The organism is Rubripirellula reticaptiva (genome assembly GCF_007860175.1).
Taxonomy (GTDB): Bacteria; Planctomycetota; Planctomycetia; order Pirellulales; family Pirellulaceae; genus Rubripirellula; species Rubripirellula reticaptiva.
Window position 1 is genome coordinate 40,631 of sequence record NZ_SJPX01000003.1, and the last position, 24,031, is coordinate 64,661.

A 24,031-nucleotide genomic window follows, 5' to 3' on the forward strand; every position below is an offset into this window, starting at 1 on the left:
GATATCGACTACGATCGTGTTGCTCCTTGCTTAGCTCCGCAGTTCCTCGGCGAGACGTTCGCGGAAGATTTTACTGTTGTGTCGGATGTCGACTGGCAGTGGTTGGTCGCGGATGATGATTTCCCCGATGCGGCGCGTCAGCGGATTTCGAGACCCTAGTTCTCGAAGCTCAGCTTCTAGTGCGGATTGCTCCGATGCATTGGCTGGCATGGATTCCGCGTGCGGTTCAATCATGACCACGGGAGTTTGGTGAGGACGTTGTCCGCGACCCACCAGTGCCGATCTGTAAACAGACGGATGCGCGTTGAAGATGGCTTCGCACTGGATCGTATACATATTTCGTTTGCCGACCGTGACTCGGTGAGCTTTGCGACCACAGAACCAGAAGCGGTCGCGGTCATCGAGATACCCAACATCACCCATGCGGTGCCAAGTTCGGTCGCCGTCGGCGACTTTATGCAGCGCGTTTTGGTCGGCTCGAACCACGTATTCGGTCGTTACCATCGGGCCGCTGACCATCAGTTCGCCAATTTTTCCGCGTGCGACCTCAATCGCCTGTGAAATGTCTGTGATCGGGCCGTCGTTGATTTCAATCACCCGCCACGCGACGCCTTCGAACCGAGTGCCGACGCAAACGCCTCTTCCTTTCGCAGCGGCGGGGCCGGTTTCCGAAAGGATCTCGCGTGATTCAATCGATGCGATCGGTAACGCTTCGGTCGCGCCATAGGGCGTGACAATCATGGCTTCGGGATCGATCAGCGACCGCAACTTCAGCAGCGTTGCGGCGGGAACGGGAGCGCCGGCAGAGAGGATTCGCCGCAGCGTTGGAAACGGTCGTTCGATTTGGTTTGCTTCAGCCCACCGGACCACCGTGTTCCAAAGTGCGGGCGAACCGAACGCCTGATCAATCTCCCACTGGTTCGCCGCTTGAACCAAGCGTTCGGGGTCGACATCCGCCGGACGCGTCGGGTCCATGTCGGGGATGATCGTAGTGACACCCATCACAGCATCGAACAATCCAAACAGTGGGAAGCAAGCCAAGTCACGCGAACCGCGATGGATGTCGTAACGTTCGCGAATTCGATCGATTTGGGCGTGGAAGGTACCGTGCGTGTAAAGAACGCCCTTTGGTGGGCCCGTGCTGCCGGTGGTGAAGATGACCGCGGCTTGGTCGGTGCGCTCAATCGTGGGCAAATTGTCGGAGTTGCGGACCGCTTCTCCAATTGACTTGATCTGATCGAGTGTTCTGCCGCCCCAGAAGTACCGTCGTCCAACAGTGACATTCCATTTGGCGTTTGGGAATTTCTTTCTCAGCAGCGTTCGGACCGCTTGCGCCTTGGGGATCCCGAGAAAGCCGTCCGGTTTGGCTTCTTCAAGGCATTTGATCAGGTGTTTTCGGCCCATTCCAGGGTCAACCAAAATGACCACAATGCCCGCTTTTAGCAGGGCAAACGTTAGCTCGATGAATGACGCACCAAAGGGAACCAGCATGGCGACTCGCATGCCCGGTTTCAGCCCCCACGCATGAAGGCCTCTCGCGATCGTCTCGCTGCTAGTGTCAAGACTGCCGAACGTGGTTAGTGCATAGGATCGGGCATTTCCTGGATGAGGCGGCCCATCAGGTTGGGCGATTGCGATCGCGCCAGGCATCAGCGATGCCACGATACGCAGTCGGGCCGCAACATTTCCATCGCTCGGTTGACTTGCCATTACATTGCGGCCTGTGACATCGCGGATGCTTCGCGGCAAAGGAGTCCGACGATTCGGTCGGCAATGTTGACTTCGCTCACTTGTTGGGCACCTTTCCAGCCTGGGATTCCGTTGACCTCGACCACGCACGGCGATTCGTCGTCGCGATCAAGTAAGTCCACCGACGCAAACTTCAATCCGATTTGTCGACAGACATTTATCGCAAGTTCAACTTGTTCGTGTTTCAACGCGATGGCTTGGCATTGTCCGCCGCCGGCAACATTGGTGCGAAAATCGCTGTCGCTAGTGCGCCGGAAACCAAAGACTTCGTCACCAATGACCAACAACCGAGTGTCTCGCCCGCCGGGTGCGACGAACGCTTGAACGTAGGCGACGGCGCCGATCGATTCCAGGGCGCCAAACGCCGTCCAAGCCAATTCGCGATCACGGATCCGCATCACACCACGACCTTCACCGCCAAAAATTGGCTTCACCACACAGTCTTGCCCGAGTGCATCGAATGCGTCCAAGGCCTCGCGGCGAGATTGCACAACATGAGTTGCCGGTACGGGGTAACCAAGCGATGAAACAACGGCTAGGGTCGCAAACTTATCAATCGCAATTTCCAGTGGTCGAGGCGGGTTGACCATCGCAGTCACTGCGTCACTTTTATTCAGGCTGTGCAGCACGGCCAATCGAAACGTGATCGTTTCGAGTGTCCCCATCGGCATTGTGCGCATCAGTATCGAATCAAAATCAGCCAGTGGTCCAGCATCGCACCGAGTGACCAGTCGGCCATCGTGATCGATCGACGCAGCAAGCGATGGGTAAGTTCCCTGCGACACATCGCAATCATGGTGTACCGCGGCGCATCGAATTTGGTCGGCATGCCAACCTTCGCCGCCGCCGAGGGTCAACAGTCGCATGCGACCAGTCATGACAAGAACGACCGTCGTAACACGTCGGTTTGAATTTCACCGTGTGACCAAGTTCGTCCCGATTGCAAATTGTGAATCGTCACCACCGCCGGGCTGAACAGCATCGGGTCAACCTTATAGAAATCGTATTCGTAATCCTTGAAGATGTTCGCGAACGGGCGACCGTGGTCTTTCGATGAACTGCTCGGTACGTTTGCGGCTACAGCCTCGATCGCTGTGTCATCCGCATCGACCCACAGGACGACTTCGGCGCCGTACAGCATGGCGTCGTTGGTACGTCCGATGCCACCGACCATATCGCCCGGTTTAGCGGGCGGTGGCAGCGGCGCGTTGCCGGTCGCGGACACAATCGAAGTCACGTCGAACTTCAGTTCATGCAGTTTGTGCATCGCCGTTTCGATGCTGCGCGCGACCACTTGGATGGAACCGGCAATCGAGGTGCTGGGTGCGACCGCTAAGTGGATCCCGGAGGGAGCGACACCACACTGCTCGGCGATCAATGCGATGGCCGATTCGGTGGGCAGCTTATCGGACTCTAAAACGCCGACGACTTGGCTGCCCGTTTCGGAAAGATTCAATTCCTTCAGAGTTGCTTCGCGGCCACGGAACATCCGCATCGGCCCGCTTCCCATTGCAAAGAAGTCGTCCGTCTGCACCGGCCAGCCCGCGTACTGGGCGCCCAAGCAGGCTGCCAACGGATGATCGGTTTGTACATGGATCGAATTGCAAACGGCAAACCGAGCAGCATCGGCCGGATGCAGCGACACATTAGCTCGGTCGCCAAGGCACAAGCGAGCCATCATCAGGCCTGCGGTGATCGATCCGGGGGTGTCGATACCCGCATCGATCAGATTGGCGCCGCCGACCGAAGCGACTTTGCAGTTCAAAACTGCCGCTTTTTCTGCGGATTGCAAAAAGAGACTGCGGGCGAGTTCGTTCAGGGTTTGGTCATTTTTCATGGTCCGTAAATGGTCGTGGAAACGGTCGATTGTGTCTAGAACGGGTCCGCCGAAGCCTGAGCTGACGAATCTGTGGCGGGTCTGTGGCTACCCAACCGCGGCTCGATCGATCATTCTAGGCCTTCGCCCGTCCGTTTTCCGCGTCCCGTCCAACGATCATGCAGCTGAGCATCATTCCCTACCCGCACCCGACGCTGCGGATTCGCAGTAAACCGATCGTCCGGGTCGACAAGCAATTACGTCAGATCGTCGACCAGATGCTCGATCTGATGTACGAAGCCAACGGGGTTGGATTGGCGGCCAATCAGGTGAATTTGCCGATCCGAGTGTTTGTCGCTAATCCATCGGGCGAACGTGGCGAAGGCGAAGAACTTGTGCTGATCAACCCTGAGCTGCAGCGTCCCAAGGGCAACGAGACTTCGCAAGAAGGATGTTTGAGTTTGCCGGGTTTGTACGGTCAAGTAAAACGGCCGAAGTCGGTTAGATTGAGCGCGTTCGATTTGCAGGGCAATCCAATCGAGCGGAATGTTGACGGTTTTTTAGCTCGGATTTTGCAACATGAAAACGATCACCTCGACGGAGTGCTGTTCTTTGACCGTATGTCCGAAGAAGCTCGTCGCGATTTGGATGATGGTCTGATCGAACTGGAAACTGATTTTCGTTCCAAGCAAACCTCCGGTGGCATCCCTTCGGACGACGAGTTGGTTGGAAATTTGTCGACCTGGTACACAAAGTACACGTAGTTCATGGTTTTCCCTGACGTATTCACTCACTGCCAGGAATAAGTCCTGGCCAACAATTGCGAAGCGAATTGTGTCTAAATCAAAGCGTCTGGTATTGATGGGCACTGGCCCTTTTGCGGTTCCTGCTTTCGAAGCTTTACGCGGCGAGCATGAAATTGTCTTGGTGGTGACCAAGCCAATGCCGCCAGTGAAAAGTCGAAAAGGCCCACCGCCGTCGCCGGTTCGTTCGTGGGCCGATACGCACGGCTTGCCGATATTTGATCCGTCAACGATCAACGATCCGCAAGCGATTGCTCGCGTGGGCGAACTTGATCCCTGGTTGCTGGTCGTATGTGATTATGGGCACATTCTGAAACCGGCCGCACTTGCGACCGCCGCGATCGGTGGCATCAACTTGCATGGTTCATTGTTGCCCGCTTACCGCGGCGCTGCGCCGGTTCAGTGGTCGATGCTCAACGGCGATGCGGTAACCGGAGTCTCGGTCATTCACATGACGCCTCGCTTGGACGGCGGGCCGATCATTGCAAAAGAAGAAACCTTCATCGGCGATCACGAAACCGCTGGCGAACTGGAAGATCGATTGTCGCAAATCGGCGTTGCCGCTGTGCTTCACGCGGTCGAAAAGCTACGAGCGTGGGACGGCAATTCGGAAATCGGCGAAATGCAGGACGCATCGAAAGTGACCAAGGCTCCGCGGCTTGCAAAGACGAACGGAGACATCGACTGGGGCCGTTCGGCTCGTGAAATCGATTGTCACGTGCGCGGCATGCAGCCTTGGCCGGTCGCTTTCACTCACATTCGCGTAGACGCTGGCAAGCTTCCGATCCGTCTGGCGATCAAAGAAGTTGTGATCACAGACATCGATACCTCCGATCGGTCCCCGGGGGAAATCCTTAATGCCGAAAGTATTGCAGGCGAGAACTCTGGTGCCGATGGTTTTCTAGTGGCGACGGCCGACCACGCGATCGAGATCAAACGACTGCAACCCGCTGGCAAGCGAGAAATGCTTGCGACTGATTTTCTGCGCGGGCATTCGCCGCCGGAAGGGTCCAGATTGTTCTCGCCGTGAACGCCTGAAATTGATAAGAGCTTGGTGAACCGGTGTGCGTCTTGATTCACTATGCGAATTTCAAAATCACGATGAGCCAATCTCAATTTGATTCTAGCAGCGACCCTGACCAGAAATCGACAAAGTCAGGATCAAGTCAGTCTGATTCACAAGCGTTCGGTTCTCTGCCTCGCGAGGTAAGGCCGTTTTTGGGGATCCAATTCAAGTGCTGTCGAACGTACGGCCGGATCTATCGCAACAACAGCCGCAATGCCTACGTTGGCAACTGCCCGATGTGCGCCGCGCGGGTTAACGTCCCCATCGGCGGTGGCGGATCGAGTTCGCGTTTCTTTTCGGCCAGCTAGGTTACCCCCGTGCCACCTGCACTGGGAAATTGTCTGCACAGTCAGGGTTTTCAGCGGAATCTTGCTGATGCCTAGCATCTTTGGGAAGCCGGACTTTCGCGGTGCCCGACTGTTTTGTTAGTGTAAAATTTACTGACTGGCCGAGTTGCGTTTCACGCTGGAAGTTTCATGATTGGTGAATACAAATTCAACCGCCCGACTCGCCAGTGCTATGCACTGAAGCGACCGTTGCGCGAAGGTGAATGGTATTTTTCGGTCATTCATGAAGCGGGAGACGACTTTGTTCGTCACGACTATTCGGCCGAGGCGTGGACCGGTCCACCCGACGACGCAGTTGGATGGTGGAAAAAACGTATGCCAATGTCGGATCAGCGAAAGTTGGTGTTGGCTCCGCCCGAAGTGCTGATTGACTTGCTTCGGCAAATGGATCAATTTCCGGACAAGGCCAAGAGTCGCTATTTATTGGCGTTGATGTTGATGCGACGACGATTGGTGAGGCCCGGTGAAGCGACCGAAGCCGAGCCGATTGCTGAAAACCAATTTCGCGTCGAAGTGATTGCCGATGGCAGCACGATTGACGTCGAAACCTGTGAAATCTCGCGAAGTGAGTCCGAGTCGCTGCGAGATGAACTGAACGAACTGCTTTACTGCGAAGTCACTCCGGACGATGACACTGCGGATGAAGACGCTGCCTAGTATTGCACCAGCCAGGGGATGTCCTGGCTCACCACCCATCACTAATTTGACGCAACAGGGATCGCACGGATGCGAGCTTTCGGCACCATCGCTATGGGATTCGTCCTGTTCGTTTCCGGTGGAGCGACGTGTGCGCGGCGGCCCGCGCCGCTGCCCTTCCCCCCTGCGCCGGTCGTGTTCAACGAAACGCCGACCTTGCAGGAGGTCGCTAGCGTTGTCAATCGAACGGCAAGCGTCCAACAGCTGTCGACCAATTCAGCGTCGGTTGAAATGCTTAGCATGCCCAGCCTGCCGCGATTGAGTAGCGCGACAATGAACCTGCAGCGAGATCGAAATTTACGCCTGCGCGCGAGTATCCCGATTCTGTTGGGAATGGGGTTGGACATGGGCAGCAACGATGAAGTGTTTTGGTTCGAAGTGCCCGAGGACATGAGCAAGAAGCTGTATTACGCCAACCATCAGCAGTACAAGCAGCAGCTCGATCGCGCCATTTTGCCCGTCGATCCGACTTGGATCATGGACGCTCTTGGCTTGGCCCAAATCGATCCGGCCACCGTCATCGCTGGGCCAATAGCGTTGCCCGATGGCAAGCTACAAGTTCGCAGTACGATCCCGTCGCCGAGCGGAAACTACCAGCGAGATTTGTTCATTCACCCCAAGGCCGGGTACATCACTGACCAATTTCTGTACAACCCGCTAGGCCGATTGGTGGCTCAAAGTCAAGCGAGTAACCACAAGTACTACGACGCCCAGCAGTGTGCCCTGCCGCATCGTGTTGATATCAATTTGGTGCCCACGGTGGGGCCGCCTTTGACGATGCGAATCGAGGTCAGCGACTACACCGTCAACCAATTGTTGAGTGGCGATCCGAACTTGTTCACGATGCCGACCTCGGCGTCACGTTCGGTTGATTTGACGACCCTGTCGGCAGCATCGCCTGGTTCGCTCGGCATGGCGAGTCCTTCGGCGAACTACTCTGCCGGGCCAAGCGAATACTCCGCCGAAGCGCCAACCGCGTATCCGATCCGCGGCACATTTCGCTAACTGTTTCACACGATTGCTCTTTCGGTGACGTCGGTGGATTTGGTAACCCACGCGTAAGGCAAAGGAATTGCCTCAATTTTTTGCGAAGGAATGCGACCCATGAAATCGTTTGGCGTTCGACTCGGCGCAGGTCTGGTCACCATCATCTTCGGCGCTTATGCCGCAGCTCTGGCTCAAAAAGACAAACAAAACGGCAATAGCACTTGGTCCGGCGAGGCTCCGTCACTGGGCCAGCCAGCTGCACCAATAGCCGATTTCGCGGGTGCCGATTCAGGCGGCGACTCCTGGTCGCGCGGCGCTGAAGCCGCCGCTGCTTTGGTGAATCATCGAGAGTCGCACGACGACGTGTTCAGCCAAGGCGGGGTCGCGTTGGTTGATCACACCGAAGAAATAACGCACGGGAATGCATCGGGGGGCTTTGCGTCCCCTGTGTTTTCGCCACCCGTGGATGGGCAAGCTTCTGCCATTGAAGCACCTGCGTCGCTGGGCACTCCTGATCCCGTCGCGGGCGATATGGAATGGGCGATGCCGCCAGCGGTCGATCAGTCGGCTGGCTACGAAGCTGAAAATGTACAGGGCGAGCGTTCGCTTTCGATGACGTTCCCGTCCGAAGCTCCGGCCGGCCAGGCTGCACCACCCGCCGGAGCAGCTTCCGCAACCAACATGCCCGCCTTCAGCATGACTGCGATGCCGGACGTCGAGTACTTCGATGAAGGACAGGCGCCCGTTGCCCAAGAATATCCGGCCGATAACGATGCGCCGGAAAGCTACCCCGCGGACAACCTCGCCGCAGCTCAAGGCAACATGCTTCGGGATTCCGGGGACACTAATCAGTTGCGTGGTGATGTGCCGCCGCAGCCGCCCGTCGAAACGTACGCAGCACCTATGCCGATGAACACACCCGCGCCGCGTACGATGTCGATGGCAGCCGCACCGCCGGCGTACGAAAGTGCTCCGGCCGCGCGCGATCAGTATGCTGATCAGCTCGCCGCTCAGGCTCCCCCTGCTCGTATGGCCAGCTTGCCAAGTGGATATGACACCGCGCCGACTGGATATGCCCAGCCTGAAACCGGGTATCAACCGCAAGCCTTTGCTCAACCAGCAGGCGCCATCGCAATCGATCCAAATTCGGTTGTTGATTCGCCTGGCGATCGTCGCCTTGATGGTGTGCAGACTCCAAGCGTTGTGATTCACAAGCGTGCTCCGTCGCAGGTTACCGTTGGTAAGCCTGCTTCGTTCGTCATTCAGGTTCAAAATGTTGGTGCGGTTGAAGCGCTCGACGTCAATGTTCACGATCGTATTCCAGCCGGAATGCGTTTGGTCGACGCATCGCCCGCGCCGGTACAACAAGGAAGCTTGTTGATGTGGCAGTTAGGGGCGATGCCTGCTGGTGACGAGCGAACCCTGACGATGCAGTTGATCGCCGAAACCGAAGGTGAACTTGGCAGCACGGCTCGCGTATCGTTCGAGGCGGCCGCTTCGGTTCGTACCATCAGCACTCGGCCCGAGCTAAAGATCGTGCAACGAGCACCCGACAAAGTTTTGATTGGCCAGCAGCTAGAAATCGAACTTGAATTTTCTAATCCAGGCACAGGGCCAGCCGCCAACGTTTCGCTGCAGGAAGACGTGCCCAGTGGACTCGAGCATCCTAAGGGACGCCAACTCGACAACTTGATCGGTACGTTGGCGCCCGGCGAAACACGGTCTCAGATTTTGCGACTCAAGGCGGTCTCGCCAGGCATGATTCAAAACGTTATTCGCTTGGTTTCCGAAGACGGCTTGACGGCCGAGCACGCCATCAATGTCGAAGTCGTCGCACCGCAACTTGCCATTCAAATGACGGGACCCAGCCGTCGCTACCTCGAACGTCAGGCAACTTATCAGCTTGAAGTCGCGAACACCGGAACCGCCGACGCGACCAACGTTGAAATCGCCGTGCAGCTGGACCGTGGGTTCACGTTCGTTAGCACCGATTACGAGGGGCACTATGATCCTTCGCGTCACTCGGTGATCTGGTCGTTGGCGATGCTGCAGGCCGGCAAGAGTGGTTCGGTTCCGTTGACATTGTTGCCTGTCGAAGTGGGGGAGCGTGCAATCACGATCGACGCTCGAGCCGACTTGGGCGTGGTTGCCAAGAGCGAACGTGCGGTGTCGGTCGAAGGGATCGCAGAGCTGAGTTTCCAAATTGTGAACCCAGGCGGCCCGATCGAACTAGGTGCCGAGAGCAGCTATGAAATCACGGTCGTCAACAGCGGATCGATGGCGGACGAGAACGTGCGAGTCGAATTGCACCTGCCAGCTGGTCTGGAATTGATTGCCGCCGATGGCGATGCCGGGACCGACGGTCGCGGATTGGTTGCCTTTCAGCCACGTGCCCAGTTGTTGCCGGGCGCCGAAATGAAGCACCGCGTGCGAGTTCGCGGCGTCGCGCCAGGAACTCACTTGGTCAAGGCTGTCGTGGTCAGCAACCACGCCAATAAACCGGTGTCCAAGGAAGAAAGCACGCTGGTTTACGCAGACCAGTAATCCGGTAGGGCTAAAATCAAGCTGCCACAGGCGGCTAACTGCATTCGCGAATGCTCACGCATCGTTCGCGTGCGACGATGATGTGGTCCAGCACGTTGATGCCCAGGATTTTCCCCGACTCGGTCAGCCGATCGGTCACCTGGTGATCTTCGCGACTTGGCGTAGGATCGCCGCTGGGGTGATTGTGGACTAACAGGATCGCGGACGAGCTATCACGGATGGCCGCACGGAACACTTCGCGAGGATGCACAAGGCTGGCGTCCAGCGTTCCGATGGTGATGCAGTGCGACTGGATCGGCTTGTGTTTCGTGTCCAGCGTCACAATGTGAAATTCTTCTTGCACCGCATCGGTTGCCAATCTCGCAAACGCTCTTTGGCAATACTCAAGTGCTTCTTTTGTGCTGGTGATCTTCGTTGCGATCGGGGCGCGGTTGGATTCGACCGCTGCAATTCGTCGACCCAGTTCGATACCAGCCATGATTTGGCAGTAACTGTCGGATTTGACCGAAGGCGAAATTGATTTTAGGTCCTTCGGCGTGCATCGCGGTAAATCTTCCAGTCGATCCGAAAATCGATTGGCAACCTTTTGGCCGCCGACAACGGCGGACTCTTTCACGACGCCAACGCGAATCAGAATGGCGAGCAGTTCGGCCCTGGTCAGCGCGGCCGCGCCGAGGCGAAGCAGACGTTCCCGAGGTCGCTCTTCGGTCGGAGTCTCTTTGACTTGAGTGCCATGGATTTGCGCGTCGATCCAACGATCAGGCTCAAACGTTTGCCGGTCGGCAAACCACTGGTAGCGAAATTGGCCATCGACTTCGCAGCGTTTCAAAATACCATCGCTAACCAACTGACCGATTGTGCGAGTGACATAGCCAGGATGGGATTCCGAGCAAGTGTCTTTGGCTTGTTCGGATGAAAAGTTATCCAGCTCTACCAGTGATTCAACGACCGCGGATAGTCGTTGGCGTCGTTCGGAACTCACGCAATTTGCCCCCGTAGATAATGGCTGAAGAGCCACTGTTTTAACGGTTCTGGAGGCGTGTTTGTGAATTGCAGGCTCGCTGCCCTGCAACAATCCGTCTGTCAGTTTGGCTAACGCGTGCCGGGAATATACTGGCTGGCGTGAGGATTTCCAAAGTAGTGACTGCCGGGCGACTGAGATGGTGGCGTGCCGCGAGTGATTGAGCCGTGTCCATAACCTAGACCAAAGCCGTAGATCGGATAGCCGTACCCGCCGTAGCTATTGCCGTACCCGTAAACGTTTCCGTAGCCGCTGTGGTAACCGTATTCGTACGGCGGGATGCTGAAGCCAGGATTGCCAATGGTGTACCCGTACGGATAAACGCCGCCGTAGGGATAGACTGGCTGAACCGGGAACCCAGGTTGCATCGAATGCCCTGTGCCGTGCCCATGCTGGACATGCGAGTGATCGACAATGACGCCGTTGTCTCGTTGAACGGAATTCTCCGTTTGCCGTTGTCGTCGCTGCAGATTGGCGCCGATCGACTTTGGTCGCATTACCGATTTTCGCGTCTCGCCGATTTGCGCCGATGCGGTGGATGAAAACGAAAGAACAAAGACTAGGCCAAGGCTAAGTTTGGTAACGGATCGAATCAGCATGGCAATGTCCATCAAACGCGAAAAGAGGCTTTCAACATCATGAAGCCTAAAGCTTTGCGGTCGCCGGTCAATGAACTTTCGTCGCTCGGCGACAAGAATCTGGCCAAATCACGGCCGAGGATTGAATGTACTGCGGCCCATGAGTTCGCTATTCGGGACGAACGCCGAGTCTAGCTGTAGAAGCACAGATAGGCGGTTGTTTCGGCCACCTTCACGCCGAATTTGACGTTTGCAGCAACGCGAAACTCGGTCCCCGTTTTATAGGAAGTGAAGGCTGTGTCGCCCGGCAATTTGACATGCAGCTCACCAGAGACGACTTTCATCAGTTCCTTTTCGCTGGTTCCAAATTCGTATTCGCCAGCCAACATCACGCCGGCGGTGGCGCGGCCTTCGCTGTTTTCGAAACCGATGGATGTGACGTTCCCGTCGAAATACTCGTTGACTTTCATGCTTGCTCGAAACGGACTGGCTAAGGGTTCAGGGGCGGAAATTCTTGGCTAACTAATCGCCGCCGGCTTGGTCAGCGATGCTTTCGCGTCGCTGATTCGCACCTGATGCGCGTTTCGGTCCAAGAAAAAGTTGACGTGGTTGTATCCGCAATCGGCCAATAACTCTAGCGCCGTCTCGTATCCGTCCGCCACCCGGTGTGGCTGGTGGGCGTCGGCACCAAGGGTAACCGGGATGCCACGCACTTGCATTTCTCGCAGCATGTCTGGGAACGGGTTCATTTGCTGAACCGTTTTGTTAATCCCGGACGTGTTCAGCTCCATCGCGATTCCCGTCTTGGCGATCTCGTCGAGTGATCGGCGGATGTCGTCAAATACCAGGTTGGGGGCCCACGAATCGGCAAACAGGTTCTTGATCAGATCGGGGTGCGCGAGTGAATCAAACAGGCCAGACTGAGCCGCTTTTACGAGCAGACGGAAGTAGGTGCGTTGGACTTCACTTGGATCGTCTGACCAATATTTTTCGCGAAACTCGTCGATTTGCGGGTGAACTGATCCCAACACAAAGTGGAACTCTTGCGATGCAAGTTGCTTTTCCAGGTACGATTCGTATCCCTCGAAGTAGTCCGCCTCTAACCCAAGCCGAACGTCGACGCACCCTTCCCATTCCTGACGTGTTTGGGCGACCAAATCAACGTACTGGGGCAATTCGTCTTCTCGCATTCGCACGCGAGCTGAAAACCCGTTGGGCATCGGGTTGTGGCAGGTCACGATCAGGCCTCGCAGCCCACGCTGCTGTGCGATGGCAGCGTACTCGGTGGGTTGACCGACCGCGTGATTGCAAAGCGGAGTGTGAGAGTGCGATTCGAACAGAAGGGGGGCTGGGATGGACGGGTTTGTCACGCGGCGAAGTTCCTTCAGGCGGTCAAAGACAACAGTCGGGGACCAAACTGGTCTGCCTATACCGTACGCAGCAGAGCGAAGATCGACGAGCCCAAGTTTTAACGACCAGGTGCGAATTCAATGGCATCCGCAGCTTTCCCGTCTTTACGCCGCTCGTCGTGATTGGGACGAACGCAGTTCCTCGATTTCTCGCTGACAGCGATCGAGTTGTTCGCCAGCGGCTTTCAATCGGCGTCGGTAGTGTTCGATCAGCAATTTGCCGCGAGCCGTTCCGGCGCTCAGTCGAGCACGCAATCTTGCCGTTTCACTTCGAGATGCATCTGCATCGGCGGCCGCGACTCTCAGTTGTTCAAGATCGGCTTGTTGGATATCGCTGTGTTCGCGAAGCAAGCGAATCTGCTCAATCAAATCGTCGCGTTGCTCGTGCAGAAACGCTGCCCGATGGTCTTGTTCTTGCTGCAGACGCTGTGCCTCTTGTTCCGCCTTCACGCGGTGCTCACGCTCGTCTTCTAGTGTCATCGTTAGCTCTTCGGCGGCAACTTGCAGCTCGTCGATTCGTGTTTGGAACGATGCAAACTCTGAGTTCTGGATCTCGATCAAGCGGCGTTCTTGGTCCTGCATCTTCGCAAGTGTGGATTCCTGACGCTGCAGTTGATCCGTCGCAGACTGAGACAGTTTCCACGCTTGGGCGAGTTCGTCCTGTGTCTGTGTTAGTTCCGAATTGGTCGCCGAAGCTTCGTTCAGTAGCTTCACGCACTCGGCATGCTTGGCTTCCAATTCCGCTCGCGTGATGGACAGTTGGCCTTCCTTGGCACTTAGTTCCATGCGGCAAGTCGCAAGTGCGTTGGCGGTCGCGGCGAGGTCGGTTTGGCTAGCACCGGCGGCTCCGCGAATGGCGTGCAAGTTGGCTTTCAACTGCTCCAGTTCGGTGGACTTTGCGTCCCGCTGGTTGATCGTGGTTTGGTGGTCCCGGCAAACTTGCGCAAGCTCTTGTCGGCATTGGTGCAGCGAAACTTCGAGGCGTCGAACTTGGTCAGCCGCTTCTCGCAGTCCGTCGCTAGCGGTTTCACGGGTCGATTCAAGTATTGTTTCAAATTCGTTGCGGCTGGCCTGCAGTTTGGTGTCGCTTTCGGCCAGGATTTCCTGCAGACCGCGAATTTCAAACTGACTCGCTTCGCATTCGCGCGATGCGATTTCATCCAGGCTGGCGATGTCGATTGTCAGGCGATCAATTTCTTGGCTGCTGAAGTGTCGAATCGAGTTGAGGCGATAGGCCTCGGTTTCCCAGGATTGAGATTGATACTCAGCCAGCATCCATTTTGTGGTTAGTGTTTGTAGCTTTTCTTTCGTTTCCTGGTGAGCCAAGATCGATTCGGAAACTGAAGCTTCGGTTTTGGCCTGGGCTTCTTTGGACGCAGCAAGCGCCAACTGCGATTTGGAACACGCTGCGCGAGATGCTGCAAGTGCTGAACGGGCTTCGGCGCACTCGGTCTGAGACACCGCAAGTGCCGACTGGGATTCACAGCGGGCTGAATGCGAGGCAGCAAGGGCCGATTGTGAAATCGACAGCGACACGTCGCGGCTCGACAATTCGTATTGGGTTTGCTGCATCGCCCAGCGGTGTCGATATGCCTCGGCTTCGAAGCGGTCAAGCAAGTTCTGCGTTTGACCCAGTTCGTTTTTTAATTGGCGGTTTTCTCGTTCGTTCTTCAGTTTCGATTGCTCGATCTGCGATTCGATGCGAACCCTTTCGGCCACTGATTCGGCAAGTCGAGCGGTCAAGTCGCCGCATTTGCTTTTCGCAATGTCCAGTTGCGCATGCAACGAGTCGGTTGCGATCTTTAAATGCGACAAGTCCGCGCGGTGGTTGCGATCACTTGTAGCTAGTACGTCTATCGCATTGGCGAGTTCGCGTTGAGCAAGCCGAAGCTCCTCGGCGAGTTCGTCGCTTCGCTGGCGAGCGATTTCGGCTTGTTCATGCAACTCAAATTCTCGTTCGTCCCAGTCTCGGGCACAGTCGGCCCAGTACTGTTCGCGTTGGTCCCAGCGGTCGAGCTGTTGGGACCAGTGTTGTTGGCTCGCGGTCCAGGCAAGCTGGTGTCGCATCCACTTCTGTTGCTGAACTGCCCATTCTTTTTTGTCGGACGCGGCTTGGGCTCGCAAGGATTCGATCTCCGCAGCGAGCTTTGCCGTTTGTGCGGTGGATTGTGCTTTTTGCAACGTCTGTTCTTGCTGCATGCGGCGCATTTTGTCCGCCCAGGACGCTGCTGCCATCTCGGCGGCTTCGGTGTTAGCGCGGTTTCGTTTCAATTCGCAGGCGAGCTTGGATTCAGCATCAGCAACCTTCTGCTCGTAGTCCTCACGCAATCGTTCGAGCTGCGCTTCAAGTTTCTCTTGATCGTTTGTGCAAGCTGCAAGTTGTTTCTCGTATCCGACGACGTAGTGCCCCAACCGTTGGTTGTCGGCCGCGCGCAATTCAATCTGATCGAAGACCTGCGAAACAGCGTGCTCGCGTTCGCCAGATACTCGCGCGAGTTGAGCGACCAGCCGTTCAATTTGCGTGGTCTTTTCGAGGACCGATTCTTCAAGACGGGCCAGGTCCGAATCTAGCTTTTTGATCTCGCTGTCGTGGACGTCGCTGGCCGCTTCAAGCAGCAGACCGTTGGCACGGTGCTGGTCGGATGTCAGGATGTCGACCAACTTTGCGCGTTTGTTTGGGGCATCAATTGGTCCAGCAATCGGCTGGCGAACCGGCATCTCGGTGCGTTCAACTGCTTCGGTGCGGTAATTGCGTCCCCGTCGAAACGGGGCAACCGACTCAGCAGCGATACTCTCGCCGCTTGATTGACTTTTCTTAGTGCTGTCGAGCCACCACATCACGCGACCTCGTGTCTCGCATTCGTGCCGATTTGTCGGGATCCATCCAACGTCCGGCGAGAGATTACCTGATCACCCAGGATGGACGCAAACCCAAGTTTTTTCGGGGAAAACGCAAACGCCGAAAACACAACGCGTCTTGCGTTTCCAGGTGTTTATCCGCGCGATCCGGTCAACGACTAGTCGGTCTTGGGAAATCTTCGGAACACGTTGATTGCGATCAGCACCGAAATGGCCGATAAAATCGACCCTGCCAGTAGCGGGGCTCCCGGTAGTTGGATGGGGGCTTGGTCGCTGATGAAGTAGCTGAACAGCAGCGTATTAAAGAATAATGGCGCGACGATGTTGGTCAGGCTGGTCAGCGATGTCAGAGCGCCTTGGATTCGCCCCTGCTCTTTCTCGCTGACCGACCCGGTCACCAGGCTCTGGATTGCCGGGCCTGCGACGCCGCCAAAGGCGCCAAAAACGATGATATATGGGATCATCCAACCCTCGCTAGCCAGACCGTAGCCGGCAAACGCGATCGCTGAAATGATCGTTCCCAAAATCACGGCGCCCCGTTCGCCAATCCGTTTGATCGTCGGCCGGACCATTCCGCCTTGAACAACGATCGCCATGATGCCGACCAAACCAAGTGCCATTCCGTTTGTGCTTGCATCCCAGTCGAATTTGAAGCCCGTGTACAGCACCCAAACGTTTTCGAGTCCACGTTGTGCCAATGATTTGAATACGAAGACCGCCGCAAGCGCCGCCACGATTGGATAGGCGCCCAAACGTTTGATCGAATCCAGTGGGTTGGCGCCACGCAAAGTGAACCCCGTTCGTTTGTCTTCGGCTAACGATTCGGGGACGACAAAATAGCCGTATAACCAATTCACTAGGGCGAGTCCGGCGGCCACAAAGAATGGTAGTCGCAAACTGTAGCCGCCCAACAGTCCGCCAAGAGCTGGACCGATCGTGAACCCCAGCCCAAACATGACTCCCACCAAACCAAAGTTTCGGGCTCGGTTGGCGTCAGTCGAGACGTCCGCGATGTAAGCGTTGCCAGTCGTCATACTGGCACCCATGATCCCCGCCAAAACACGGCCAACGAACAGCCAAACAATATTGGGCGCGAATCCTTGAATCAAAAAATCAATGCCCAGCCCAAACATCGAAACCAATAGCACTGGTCGCCGACCAAAGCGATCCGATAACGCACCGACGATCGGAGCAAACAAGAACTGCATCAACGCGTAGGTCGCACCGATGACTCCGACATAACGTCCCGCCTTTGCAAAGCTCTTTGTTTCGCTAGCTGTCGAAATCTCGCTAGCAACGGTGGATTCGCTGGTCGCTGCCGAACTGCTGTTCGCGAAATTGTTCTCCGTCCCAGCATCGGTAACCATTGATACTGGATCTTCGCCCACCAGCTCGCGTACCAACTCGGGCAGAACCGGAATCACGATCCCGATCCCCAAGATGTCGATGAATAAGGTTAGCAGGATAAATGCGATTGCCGCTCGGCGAGGCTGTTTCGATCCATCACCACCGAGCTGCACGTCACCGGGCAACATTTTGTTCAGCTCGTTCAGCGTCACATCCTCGGACGCTGGCTCGTCAGGATTTTCGTTTGGCGTCTCGCTCATTGACCAAACCATCCCGCAACTTCGCGAAGTCCATTCACTGCGTCGCCGGTCGGCCAGTATTCAAGTCCAACGAAACCTTCGTACTTGGTATCAGCGATGGCATCGAAGATCTGAGGGTAGTTTAGTTCACCGATTGTCAGTTCGTTTCGGCCTGGATTTCCCGCTGCGTGAAAGTGGCCGATCTTGTCGATATTGTTCCGTAAGTTGGTGATCACCTGGCCTTCGCTGATCTGTTGATGGTAGATGTCGAAGACGACTTTCACATCTTCGCTTTCCACTTGATCGATCACTTCGAAGGCTTCATCGCTCTTAACGAGATAATATCCCTGGTGGTCGACCAGTTCGTTCAGCGGTTCGATCACCAAAGTCACACCGCTGCCGGCCAACAATTTTGCCGCCTGTTTGAGTCCGATCACCAGACAATCGTGCTGAGCTTTTCGGTTGGCGCCGGGGCGAAAGTCGCCGACTTGTGAAATCAGCGTGGGGCACGAAAGTCGTCGGGCCGCCTCGATCGATTCGGCCAGGCCGGCCAGATAATCTTCCCGAGTGGCTGGGTCAACCAGCGAGATAAATTTGGTGCAGCACGCCGATATTTGCATCTCATGCTCGTCGCGAGCGGCTTCGATTGCGTCGAGATCTTTGTCCCACCACCCCCAAAATTCGATCGCCTGGATGCCCGCTGCGGCAACTTGCTTGATCGCTGCGGCTGAATCCAGGGTCCCAAATACCGCGTCGATACAGACAGATGGGCGAAATTTCGGGGCATTCATCGACATAGCTAGCTGTTTCCGTCGCAGTTGTGGCGTGTTGAGCGATGAATAATACTCTTGCTGTACGATTTACTCACCCCGCCTACTTTTGGATGCCAATCCATGAAACAAGCTACACGCTTTTTCACGACAACTTCTGCTTCGCTCGCGTTCCTTGCGTCGTTGTTCGTTGTCAATTCTGCTGTCCGCGCCGAAGCGCCCATCAATCAGTTGACTCAGTCGGAGCAACGCAGTGGCTGGAAACTGCTTTTCGACGGCAAAACGACTGACGGGTGGCGGAACTATAAAAAAGACTCCATTTCCGACGGATGGCAGATCATCGACGGTGCTCTGGTCCGCGCTAAACGTGGCGGTGACATCATCACGAAAGATAAGTTCGATTCCTTTGAACTCTCGCTTGAATACAAAATCAGCAAGGGCGGCAATAGCGGCGTGATGTTCCACGTCGCTGAAACCGACGGTCCCCCTTGGCACACCGGTCCCGAAGTTCAGGTTCAAGACAACGTTGACGGGCATGACCCGCAAAAAGCCGGTTGGCTTTACCAACTTCATGCTCCCGAGGCACCGAATTGGTCGCCTGACAAATCGATTACCGATGCGACTCGTCCGGCCGGCCAATGGAACCAACTATACATTCGCATTGCCAAAAAAGACTGCGAAGTATGCATGAACGGAGTTCGCTACTTTCGGTTCGACATGACCAAGGCCGATTGGAAGGAACGAATCGCGAAGTCCAAGTTCGCGTCACTGCCGAATTTCGGAACGCTCGGTGAAGGTTATCTTTGCTTGCAAGATCACGGTGACGAAGTGGCCTACCGCAGCATCAAGCTGCGTGAAATTGCCGACGATGGCTCTGTTCCTCAACCGATTGACGGCAGTCTTAACCTGACCAGCAACTTGGCATTTCCAAATCTGCAGTGGGATCAGTGGGAAGCCGTCGATGATGCCGGCAAGATTCGGGATTTGCGTTTGATGGAATTAACCTACGCCAAAGACGGCAGCAATCGGCTCTACGCCGCGTCACAATATGGTGCGATCTGGTCGTTCGAAAACCGTTCCGATGTTGCTGAATCCAAAATGGTGCTGGACCTGCGCGGGAAAGTCAAAGACTGGAAAAGCCGGGGTGCCAACGAAGAAGGTCTGCTCGGTCTATCGATGCACCCGGATTTCAAGTCCAACGGTTACTTCTATGTCTATTACACGCACCCCACCGAAAAGAAGTCGGTGTTATCGCGTTTCACAATTCCACGCGACGGTTCGCTTGCAGCCGACCCAAGTTCCGAGCTTGTGATCATGGAAATTGACCAACCGTACTTGAATCACAACGGTGGCAGCATGGAATTCGGCCCCGATGGGTTCCTGTACATCGGTATGGGCGACGGCGGCGACCGCAATGACCCCCACGGAAACGGTCAGAACCTTGCGGTTCTGCTCGGGAAGATTCTGCGAATTGACGTCGACCATCCCGCCGCTGGCAAGAACTATGGCGTTCCGGCCGACAATCCGTTTGTCGACAAAGAAAACGCCGCTGGAGAAATTTTTGCCTACGGCGTGCGAAATCCTTGGCGAATTGCGTTTGACCCCAAGACCGGTGATCTGTGGGCAGGCGATGTCGGCCAGGAATTGTGGGAAGAGATCTTGGTCGTCAAGAAAGGCGGCAACTATGGCTGGAGCACTCGCGAAGGATCGCACGCGTTCGGCAACAAGGCTGCCGACGATGGGGCTTCGCCTGCGATTGAACCAGTGTGGGAGTACGACCACCAAATCGGCAAGTCGATCACTGGCGGACGAGTTTGTCGCAGCGATCGGTTGCCGCAGATCAATGGCAAGTACTTGTACGCCGACTATGTAACGGGCCGAGTTTGGGCGTTGACACGGTCTGCTGAAACAGGCCTCGCGACCCGCAACGAACAGGCCATCCCTGACAGCGTTGCCGTATTGTCGTTCGGGCAAGACGAATCGGGCGAGGTCTACATTTTGACCAACAGTTCTCGTGGCGAGTGCATTTATCGGTTTGACAAAGCAGTCGCCAAGACTGACGTTGCGAAGTCCGAATAGCAAATGAGCTAACGTGCCTGATCGATCAACGCCAAGTGATGATAAGCCGATCGACCTGCCGCAACCTGCGGTCGGTCGGCTAAGTCTGTATTACCGCGAATTGCACCGGCTGCTTGAAAGCCAGCAGGGCGGCGTCAACAGTCAACAGCTCGGCAAGTTGGTCAATGTTTCTCCGGCAGTCGTGCGTCGCGACCTCAGTGCGCTTGGCACGATCGGCCGGCGTGGTGTCGGCTACGACATTGCTCGGTTGATCGAACGGATCGGCGACGTGCTGGGGTCGGGAATGCAGTGGAAGGTGGTTCTGGTTGGCGTTGGGTCGCTAGGCGATGCGTTGCTGCGGTATCGCGGCTTCGAACGACTTGGGTTCCAACTTAGTGCCGCCTTTGACAACGCAGCCAATCGAATTGGTTCCACGATTGCGGGCGTCCGGGTGCTCGATGCCGCCTTGATCGAAAGCTTTTTGGCTGCCGAACCAGCCGAGCTGGCGATCCTAGCCGTTCCAGCCGAGTTTGCGGCCGACATCGCTGACCGGTTGGTGGGATGCAAAATCAACGGGATTTTGAACTTTGCCCCCACTACTTTAAAGTTGCCACCGAAGGTCGCCGTCGTCAACGTCGACCTGGCCAGCGAGTTGCAGCGGCTAGCATTCGCCATTCAGACGCAAAAATAGCGAAAAGAACCCCACCAACCGCTCAAGTCGGAGCCAAATCGAGCCGAAAACAACCGAACCAAAGAATCCATGCAAATGTCCTCTTTGGCGTCAGCGAAAGTCATGCTAAACTTCGCCCAGACGACCCATCACTACCCCATGGTGTAATTGGCAACACATCTGATTTTGGTTCAGACATTCTAGGTTCAAGTCCTAGTGGGGTAGCTAAGTACTCAATCCCTCGTGTTCCCGGCACATCTGTAGCCGGAATCACGAGGTTTTTTTGTGCCGTGATTGGCGTAGATGCCCGTAGATTTGCACAGATGGGACCGCCGGTGGGACCGCCAAATGCGTTGTTGACGCTTTCTACCTCAATTGGGTCACCCGTCATCGTGCTTGCGCCCATGGACCAATGCTCGTCGGTAACCTGCAGGTAGTGCTTCTCAGCCGTCTTGCTGCTATGACCCAGCCACGCGTTGATGACGTGATCCTGCCGGTGCTCCTGAAGTTCGGTCCGCCGTGTCGCCCTCAAGTTCTGGAACGTCTTGGGCCAAGGCTCAACACCAGCAGATTCGATGATGCGGTTAAGCTGGGTGCCAAGGTTCGACAATCGGTGATACCGACCTATGCAACGTTTCGTGCCATCGTCAGCCGCATCAAATGACGCATCCAGAAACGGTTTCAATTCGGGGAAAATCGGACAGAACCGCAGTCCGGTCTTGGGTGAGTTGATCCGCATCTTGCCAACATCCCAGAGGATGTCGCCCCAGTTCATCACCAGGATTTCGCATCGTCGAAGTCCCCCAAATCGAGCGAAAGCGAATACCAATCGCCAATCATGGTCGGGACACCCCGAAAGCACCTTCGCGGCTGTGGCTCGATTGATGTAGTGATCACGCTCGCGGTTCACTTCGGAACCCGTCCGAACACCAGAAAAGGGACTCTCGTTCAGCAATCGATCCTTCACGGCTTCCGCAAACATCGTTTTTGCTCGCTTGACGTGCTTAGAAACCGTCGCGGGTGCCATTGTCTTTACGACATTGCCGTCTTCATCCAGCTTTACTGGCCGCGCCAATAGCCAACGTCGCCACCGCTCTGCTTCCGCAACCGTGATGGCCGATAAGAGATGTCGCTCGCCAAACCTTTCGACAAGCAAACGCCGGGCGTGCCCATAGTTGTCAATCGTTCCAGTTGCCAAATCCGATCGGCTTGCGATGTACGCATCACAAAACGGTCCCAAAAAACGCCCATTGTCGCCTAGCAAGCGATCTCGCTTGGAATCTACCAGCCCAAGATTCGCCAACGAATCAAAGAGCGGACCCTCAAGTTCCACTGACCATCGAATCGTATCGGGTTCCGGCGATGCGCCGGATTTTTTTGCCCGTACCAATTCATCGACATGCCGAGCCACTGTTTCCGCCCTGCGCTTACTGGCGTCCGCCAGCCAAAGCGAACGCCGCTTCCGATTCAGGTAGAAACGTAACCGCCAACCAGATCGGCCTCGGTCCTTCTCTTGACGCAAACTTGCCATCGCAAGACTTCCAGCGAATCACCCAATGAAATCGCTTCAGCTGGCATCGGGTGGATAATGCGTTTTGCCTAAGCGGGCTAGCCGTAAAACGCTAGCGCGAACAACTACCGACGGATGCGTCTGACAAACGCTCCCATGCCATCTGTCACCAGCTTCATCCAACTAACCCTTTCGAGACCGCTCGTCGATCAACTATGTCCGGTTGCTCAAAGTCGAAACCCAAGCGAACCACTTGTAAAAGGCATGTACTATTTGTTTGCACCGAAGTGCCCCAAGGCAACCTGTTGCGAGCCGCCTTTGATGACTGCCGTCATTCCCGGCTCGCTGATTCCAATGCAGTGATCACCGCTGCGGGCCTAAACCGGCGGGCTCGACCGACCATGATGCTGGGAATCAATCCAGATCGAACCGCGCGATCAATCGTAGGACGTGAGATGCCCGCCAGCCGCGCCATTTCATCGCCATCGACCAGCATCGGCATGGCTTCGGAAGCGTTTTCCGACCGTAGCAGTTTAGCGACCGCTTCGGCTGTGTCTCGAATGAGCTCATCGCGGTTAGTGTCGCGGATCAACAAGTCAGCCATGAGCGTCGTCCTTGGCAAGGTTGGTCGTCGGAATCAGAAGTTGAAGGAAACGCGACCTCTGCTAGCAGCGAATAAGACTGCACACCGCCATCCGCAGTTGTGACCCAGGCTAGCCGCCCGCCGGGCCTGAATATTGGGTTTCGCAAATAGCTTCTCATGTGTACTGCCTAACTCTGAATGAGCCGGTGTTTGATCTTTGCCTTCCCGTCGGCGTCCGGCGTCCGATTGGGGTCACTTGGTTATTGCATAGATTTCAAAATCACCAAGTTGTGTTCTTCGCTGCCAACAGGACCAAGAAAGCCAACCACCAATCTCAACGAGTTGGTGGTGACAACGGGCCTTGCGATCGAGGTGTTCTGGCGTTGACACAATTGGCAAAAACTCCTCTTGAGTGCTTGGGAACTTCTGCTATCGCCAGTTTGCTATAGGGCCGGTCGGTCGGGCTGCTACCCCAAATCGCCCGCCAAAAAGGTCCATCTGGGTTTGTCATGGATTCTGTAGAATTCTCCACCGAGGAGAACCACCTTGTAAGACAAAGAACTTTACCAATACATTCTCGGGCTTTCGTCGCCTTGGACCGTTGCTGACGTGCAGCTCGATCACGAAGCCGAAGAGATCCGCGTACGCGTCGAGCATCCTCGTGGAGCCAAGTTCCGCTGCCCCAAATGCGATTGCGACTGCCCCGTCCACGATCACGCTGCCGAGCGTCGTTGGAGACATCTGGATTCTTGCCAATTCAAGACCTTGCTGATCGCCGCGCCACCGCGGGTCAAATGTCCCACGCACGGCGTCAAGAACGCGTCACTTCCCTGGGCCGAGAAGGTAACCTTACCGAACCGGTTCAAGCTCGCGTGCTGGTGATCAAACAAGGGGAGGCTGTCATCTGTGATTAGACGTACTGGCCCCGCATCTACAGAAGATCAAGAGCGGTCCATTTATGGCTGGATTATTGGTTACG

Annotated in this window: 21 protein-coding genes, 1 tRNA gene and 1 pseudogene; 11 read left to right on the top strand and 12 right to left on the bottom strand. The window is 55.9% G+C overall.

Annotation, left to right across the window (positions count from 1 at the left end; genetic code table 11):
- Window positions 1-30: 30 nt before the first annotated feature.
- From Poly59_RS12890 to mch, 3 genes are read right to left on the bottom strand one after another with little or no spacing between them, the layout of a single operon-like run.
- Window positions 31-1,710, bottom strand: coding sequence for a fatty acid CoA ligase family protein (locus tag Poly59_RS12890; RefSeq protein WP_146534551.1), 1,680 nt, complete (start codon window positions 1,708-1,710; stop codon window positions 31-33).
- Window positions 1,710-2,615 carry an ATP-grasp domain-containing protein gene (locus Poly59_RS12895; RefSeq protein WP_186776219.1) on the bottom strand — a complete coding sequence of 302 codons (906 nt, stop codon included), beginning with the start codon at window positions 2,613-2,615 and terminating at the stop codon, window positions 1,710-1,712. Before Poly59_RS12895 ends, Poly59_RS12890 begins: the two co-directional genes overlap by 1 nt.
- A gap of 8 nt (window positions 2,616-2,623) precedes the next feature.
- On the bottom strand, window positions 2,624-3,586 hold the full coding sequence (mch, locus tag Poly59_RS12900; protein ID WP_146534553.1) for a methenyltetrahydromethanopterin cyclohydrolase: 963 nt from the start codon (window positions 3,584-3,586) through the stop codon (window positions 2,624-2,626).
- A gap of 158 nt (window positions 3,587-3,744) precedes the next feature.
- On the opposite strand from mch, the gene def reads away from it, so the two are divergent.
- The 6 genes from def to Poly59_RS12930 all read left to right on the top strand — a co-directional run bounded on the left by def (window position 3,745) and on the right by Poly59_RS12930 (window position 10,008).
- Window positions 3,745-4,329 carry a peptide deformylase gene (def, locus tag Poly59_RS12905; RefSeq protein ID WP_146534554.1) on the top strand — a complete coding sequence of 195 codons (585 nt, stop codon included), beginning with the start codon at window positions 3,745-3,747 and terminating at the stop codon, window positions 4,327-4,329.
- Window positions 4,330-4,399: 70 nt separating this feature from the next.
- Complete coding sequence (fmt, locus tag Poly59_RS12910; RefSeq protein ID WP_390621470.1) at window positions 4,400-5,398, top strand: methionyl-tRNA formyltransferase; 999 nt, start codon at window positions 4,400-4,402, stop codon at window positions 5,396-5,398.
- A 71-nt stretch (window positions 5,399-5,469) separates the two neighbouring features.
- Window positions 5,470-5,742 (top strand): hypothetical protein, encoded by a 273-nt coding sequence (locus Poly59_RS12915; protein WP_222436098.1) that lies wholly within the window; start codon window positions 5,470-5,472, stop codon window positions 5,740-5,742.
- 168 nt (window positions 5,743-5,910) lie between these two features.
- Window positions 5,911-6,438 carry a hypothetical protein gene (locus Poly59_RS12920; RefSeq protein WP_146534555.1) on the top strand — a complete coding sequence of 176 codons (528 nt, stop codon included), beginning with the start codon at window positions 5,911-5,913 and terminating at the stop codon, window positions 6,436-6,438.
- Window positions 6,439-6,507: 69 nt separating this feature from the next.
- Window positions 6,508-7,482: a hypothetical protein gene (locus Poly59_RS12925; protein ID WP_146534556.1), complete on the top strand. Its 975-nt coding sequence runs from the start codon at window positions 6,508-6,510 to the stop codon at window positions 7,480-7,482.
- Between the two features lie 99 nt (window positions 7,483-7,581).
- Complete coding sequence (locus Poly59_RS12930; protein WP_186776220.1) at window positions 7,582-10,008, top strand: DUF11 domain-containing protein; 2,427 nt, start codon at window positions 7,582-7,584, stop codon at window positions 10,006-10,008.
- A 34-nt stretch (window positions 10,009-10,042) separates the two neighbouring features.
- Here the strand turns inward: Poly59_RS12930 and radC are convergent, their stop codons facing one another.
- The 7 genes from radC to Poly59_RS12965 form a co-directional block, all read right to left on the bottom strand.
- Window positions 10,043-10,990 carry a RadC family protein gene (gene radC / locus Poly59_RS12935; RefSeq protein WP_146534558.1) on the bottom strand — a complete coding sequence of 316 codons (948 nt, stop codon included), beginning with the start codon at window positions 10,988-10,990 and terminating at the stop codon, window positions 10,043-10,045.
- 110 nt (window positions 10,991-11,100) lie between these two features.
- On the bottom strand, window positions 11,101-11,628 hold the full coding sequence (locus Poly59_RS30550; RefSeq protein WP_146534559.1) for a hypothetical protein: 528 nt from the start codon (window positions 11,626-11,628) through the stop codon (window positions 11,101-11,103).
- Between the two features lie 170 nt (window positions 11,629-11,798).
- Window positions 11,799-12,077: a pyrimidine/purine nucleoside phosphorylase gene (gene ppnP, locus Poly59_RS12945; protein ID WP_146534560.1), complete on the bottom strand. Its 279-nt coding sequence runs from the start codon at window positions 12,075-12,077 to the stop codon at window positions 11,799-11,801.
- A 48-nt stretch (window positions 12,078-12,125) separates the two neighbouring features.
- Complete coding sequence (locus Poly59_RS12950; RefSeq protein WP_246151614.1) at window positions 12,126-12,977, bottom strand: histidinol-phosphatase; 852 nt, start codon at window positions 12,975-12,977, stop codon at window positions 12,126-12,128.
- Between the two features lie 144 nt (window positions 12,978-13,121).
- Window positions 13,122-15,854 carry a coiled-coil domain-containing protein gene (locus tag Poly59_RS12955; RefSeq protein ID WP_186776221.1) on the bottom strand — a complete coding sequence of 911 codons (2,733 nt, stop codon included), beginning with the start codon at window positions 15,852-15,854 and terminating at the stop codon, window positions 13,122-13,124.
- Window positions 15,855-16,033: 179 nt separating this feature from the next.
- On the bottom strand, window positions 16,034-17,410 hold the full coding sequence (locus Poly59_RS12960) for a TCR/Tet family MFS transporter (protein WP_146535271.1): 1,377 nt from the start codon (window positions 17,408-17,410) through the stop codon (window positions 16,034-16,036).
- Window positions 17,411-17,478: 68 nt separating this feature from the next.
- The gene (locus Poly59_RS12965) at window positions 17,479-18,252 is read right to left on the bottom strand and encodes a hydroxypyruvate isomerase family protein (protein ID WP_146535272.1); all 774 of its coding nucleotides are present in this window, start codon (window positions 18,250-18,252) and stop codon (window positions 17,479-17,481) included.
- A gap of 102 nt (window positions 18,253-18,354) precedes the next feature.
- On the opposite strand from Poly59_RS12965, the gene Poly59_RS12970 reads away from it, so the two are divergent.
- The 4 genes from Poly59_RS12970 to Poly59_RS29450 all read left to right on the top strand — a co-directional run bounded on the left by Poly59_RS12970 (window position 18,355) and on the right by Poly59_RS29450 (window position 21,623).
- Window positions 18,355-20,310, top strand: coding sequence for a family 16 glycoside hydrolase (locus tag Poly59_RS12970; RefSeq protein WP_146534562.1), 1,956 nt, complete (start codon window positions 18,355-18,357; stop codon window positions 20,308-20,310).
- Window positions 20,311-20,323: 13 nt separating this feature from the next.
- Window positions 20,324-20,980: a redox-sensing transcriptional repressor Rex gene (locus tag Poly59_RS12975; protein ID WP_146534563.1), complete on the top strand. Its 657-nt coding sequence runs from the start codon at window positions 20,324-20,326 to the stop codon at window positions 20,978-20,980.
- 132 nt (window positions 20,981-21,112) lie between these two features.
- Window positions 21,113-21,184 (top strand) — tRNA-Gln (locus Poly59_RS12980).
- Between the two features lie 187 nt (window positions 21,185-21,371).
- Window positions 21,372-21,623 (top strand): hypothetical protein, encoded by a 252-nt coding sequence (locus tag Poly59_RS29450; protein ID WP_186776222.1) that lies wholly within the window; start codon window positions 21,372-21,374, stop codon window positions 21,621-21,623.
- A gap of 327 nt (window positions 21,624-21,950) precedes the next feature.
- Here Poly59_RS29450 and Poly59_RS30640 read toward each other — a convergent pair.
- Window positions 21,951-22,490, bottom strand: a pseudogene (locus Poly59_RS30640) (hypothetical protein); the annotation flags it as partial.
- Between the two features lie 310 nt (window positions 22,491-22,800).
- Window positions 22,801-23,073 (bottom strand): excisionase family DNA-binding protein, encoded by a 273-nt coding sequence (locus Poly59_RS12985; protein ID WP_146534564.1) that lies wholly within the window; start codon window positions 23,071-23,073, stop codon window positions 22,801-22,803.
- A 588-nt stretch (window positions 23,074-23,661) separates the two neighbouring features.
- Here Poly59_RS12985 and Poly59_RS30645 point away from each other — a divergent pair.
- The gene (locus Poly59_RS30645) at window positions 23,662-23,934 is read left to right on the top strand and encodes a transposase family protein (protein ID WP_186776223.1); all 273 of its coding nucleotides are present in this window, start codon (window positions 23,662-23,664) and stop codon (window positions 23,932-23,934) included.
- Window positions 23,935-24,031: the final 97 nt, after the last annotated feature.

Bases quoted from the DNA above. Each gene is read 5' to 3' on its own strand.
- Poly59_RS12890 (WP_146534551.1), bottom strand. From the start codon at position 1,710: ATGGCAAGTCAACCGAGCGATGGAAATGTTGCGGCCCGACTGCGTATC.
- Poly59_RS12895 (WP_186776219.1), bottom strand. From the start codon at position 2,615: ATGCGACTGTTGACCCTCGGCGGCGGCGAAGGTTGGCATGCCGACCAA.
- mch (WP_146534553.1), bottom strand. From the start codon at position 3,586: ATGAAAAATGACCAAACCCTGAACGAACTCGCCCGCAGTCTCTTTTTG.
- def (WP_146534554.1), top strand. From the start codon at position 3,745: ATGCAGCTGAGCATCATTCCCTACCCGCACCCGACGCTGCGGATTCGC.
- Poly59_RS12915 (WP_222436098.1), top strand. From the start codon at position 5,470: ATGAGCCAATCTCAATTTGATTCTAGCAGCGACCCTGACCAGAAATCG.
- Poly59_RS12920 (WP_146534555.1), top strand. From the start codon at position 5,911: ATGATTGGTGAATACAAATTCAACCGCCCGACTCGCCAGTGCTATGCA.
- Poly59_RS12925 (WP_146534556.1), top strand. From the start codon at position 6,508: ATGCGAGCTTTCGGCACCATCGCTATGGGATTCGTCCTGTTCGTTTCC.
- Poly59_RS12930 (WP_186776220.1), top strand. From the start codon at position 7,582: ATGAAATCGTTTGGCGTTCGACTCGGCGCAGGTCTGGTCACCATCATC.
- Poly59_RS30550 (WP_146534559.1), bottom strand. From the start codon at position 11,628: ATGCTGATTCGATCCGTTACCAAACTTAGCCTTGGCCTAGTCTTTGTT.
- ppnP (WP_146534560.1), bottom strand. From the start codon at position 12,077: ATGAAAGTCAACGAGTATTTCGACGGGAACGTCACATCCATCGGTTTC.
- Poly59_RS12955 (WP_186776221.1), bottom strand. From the start codon at position 15,854: ATGTGGTGGCTCGACAGCACTAAGAAAAGTCAATCAAGCGGCGAGAGT.
- Poly59_RS12960 (WP_146535271.1), bottom strand. From the start codon at position 17,410: ATGTTGCCCGGTGACGTGCAGCTCGGTGGTGATGGATCGAAACAGCCT.
- Poly59_RS12965 (WP_146535272.1), bottom strand. From the start codon at position 18,252: ATGAATGCCCCGAAATTTCGCCCATCTGTCTGTATCGACGCGGTATTT.
- Poly59_RS12970 (WP_146534562.1), top strand. From the start codon at position 18,355: ATGAAACAAGCTACACGCTTTTTCACGACAACTTCTGCTTCGCTCGCG.
- Poly59_RS29450 (WP_186776222.1), top strand. From the start codon at position 21,372: ATGCTCGTCGGTAACCTGCAGGTAGTGCTTCTCAGCCGTCTTGCTGCT.
- Poly59_RS12985 (WP_146534564.1), bottom strand. From the start codon at position 23,073: ATGGCTGACTTGTTGATCCGCGACACTAACCGCGATGAGCTCATTCGA.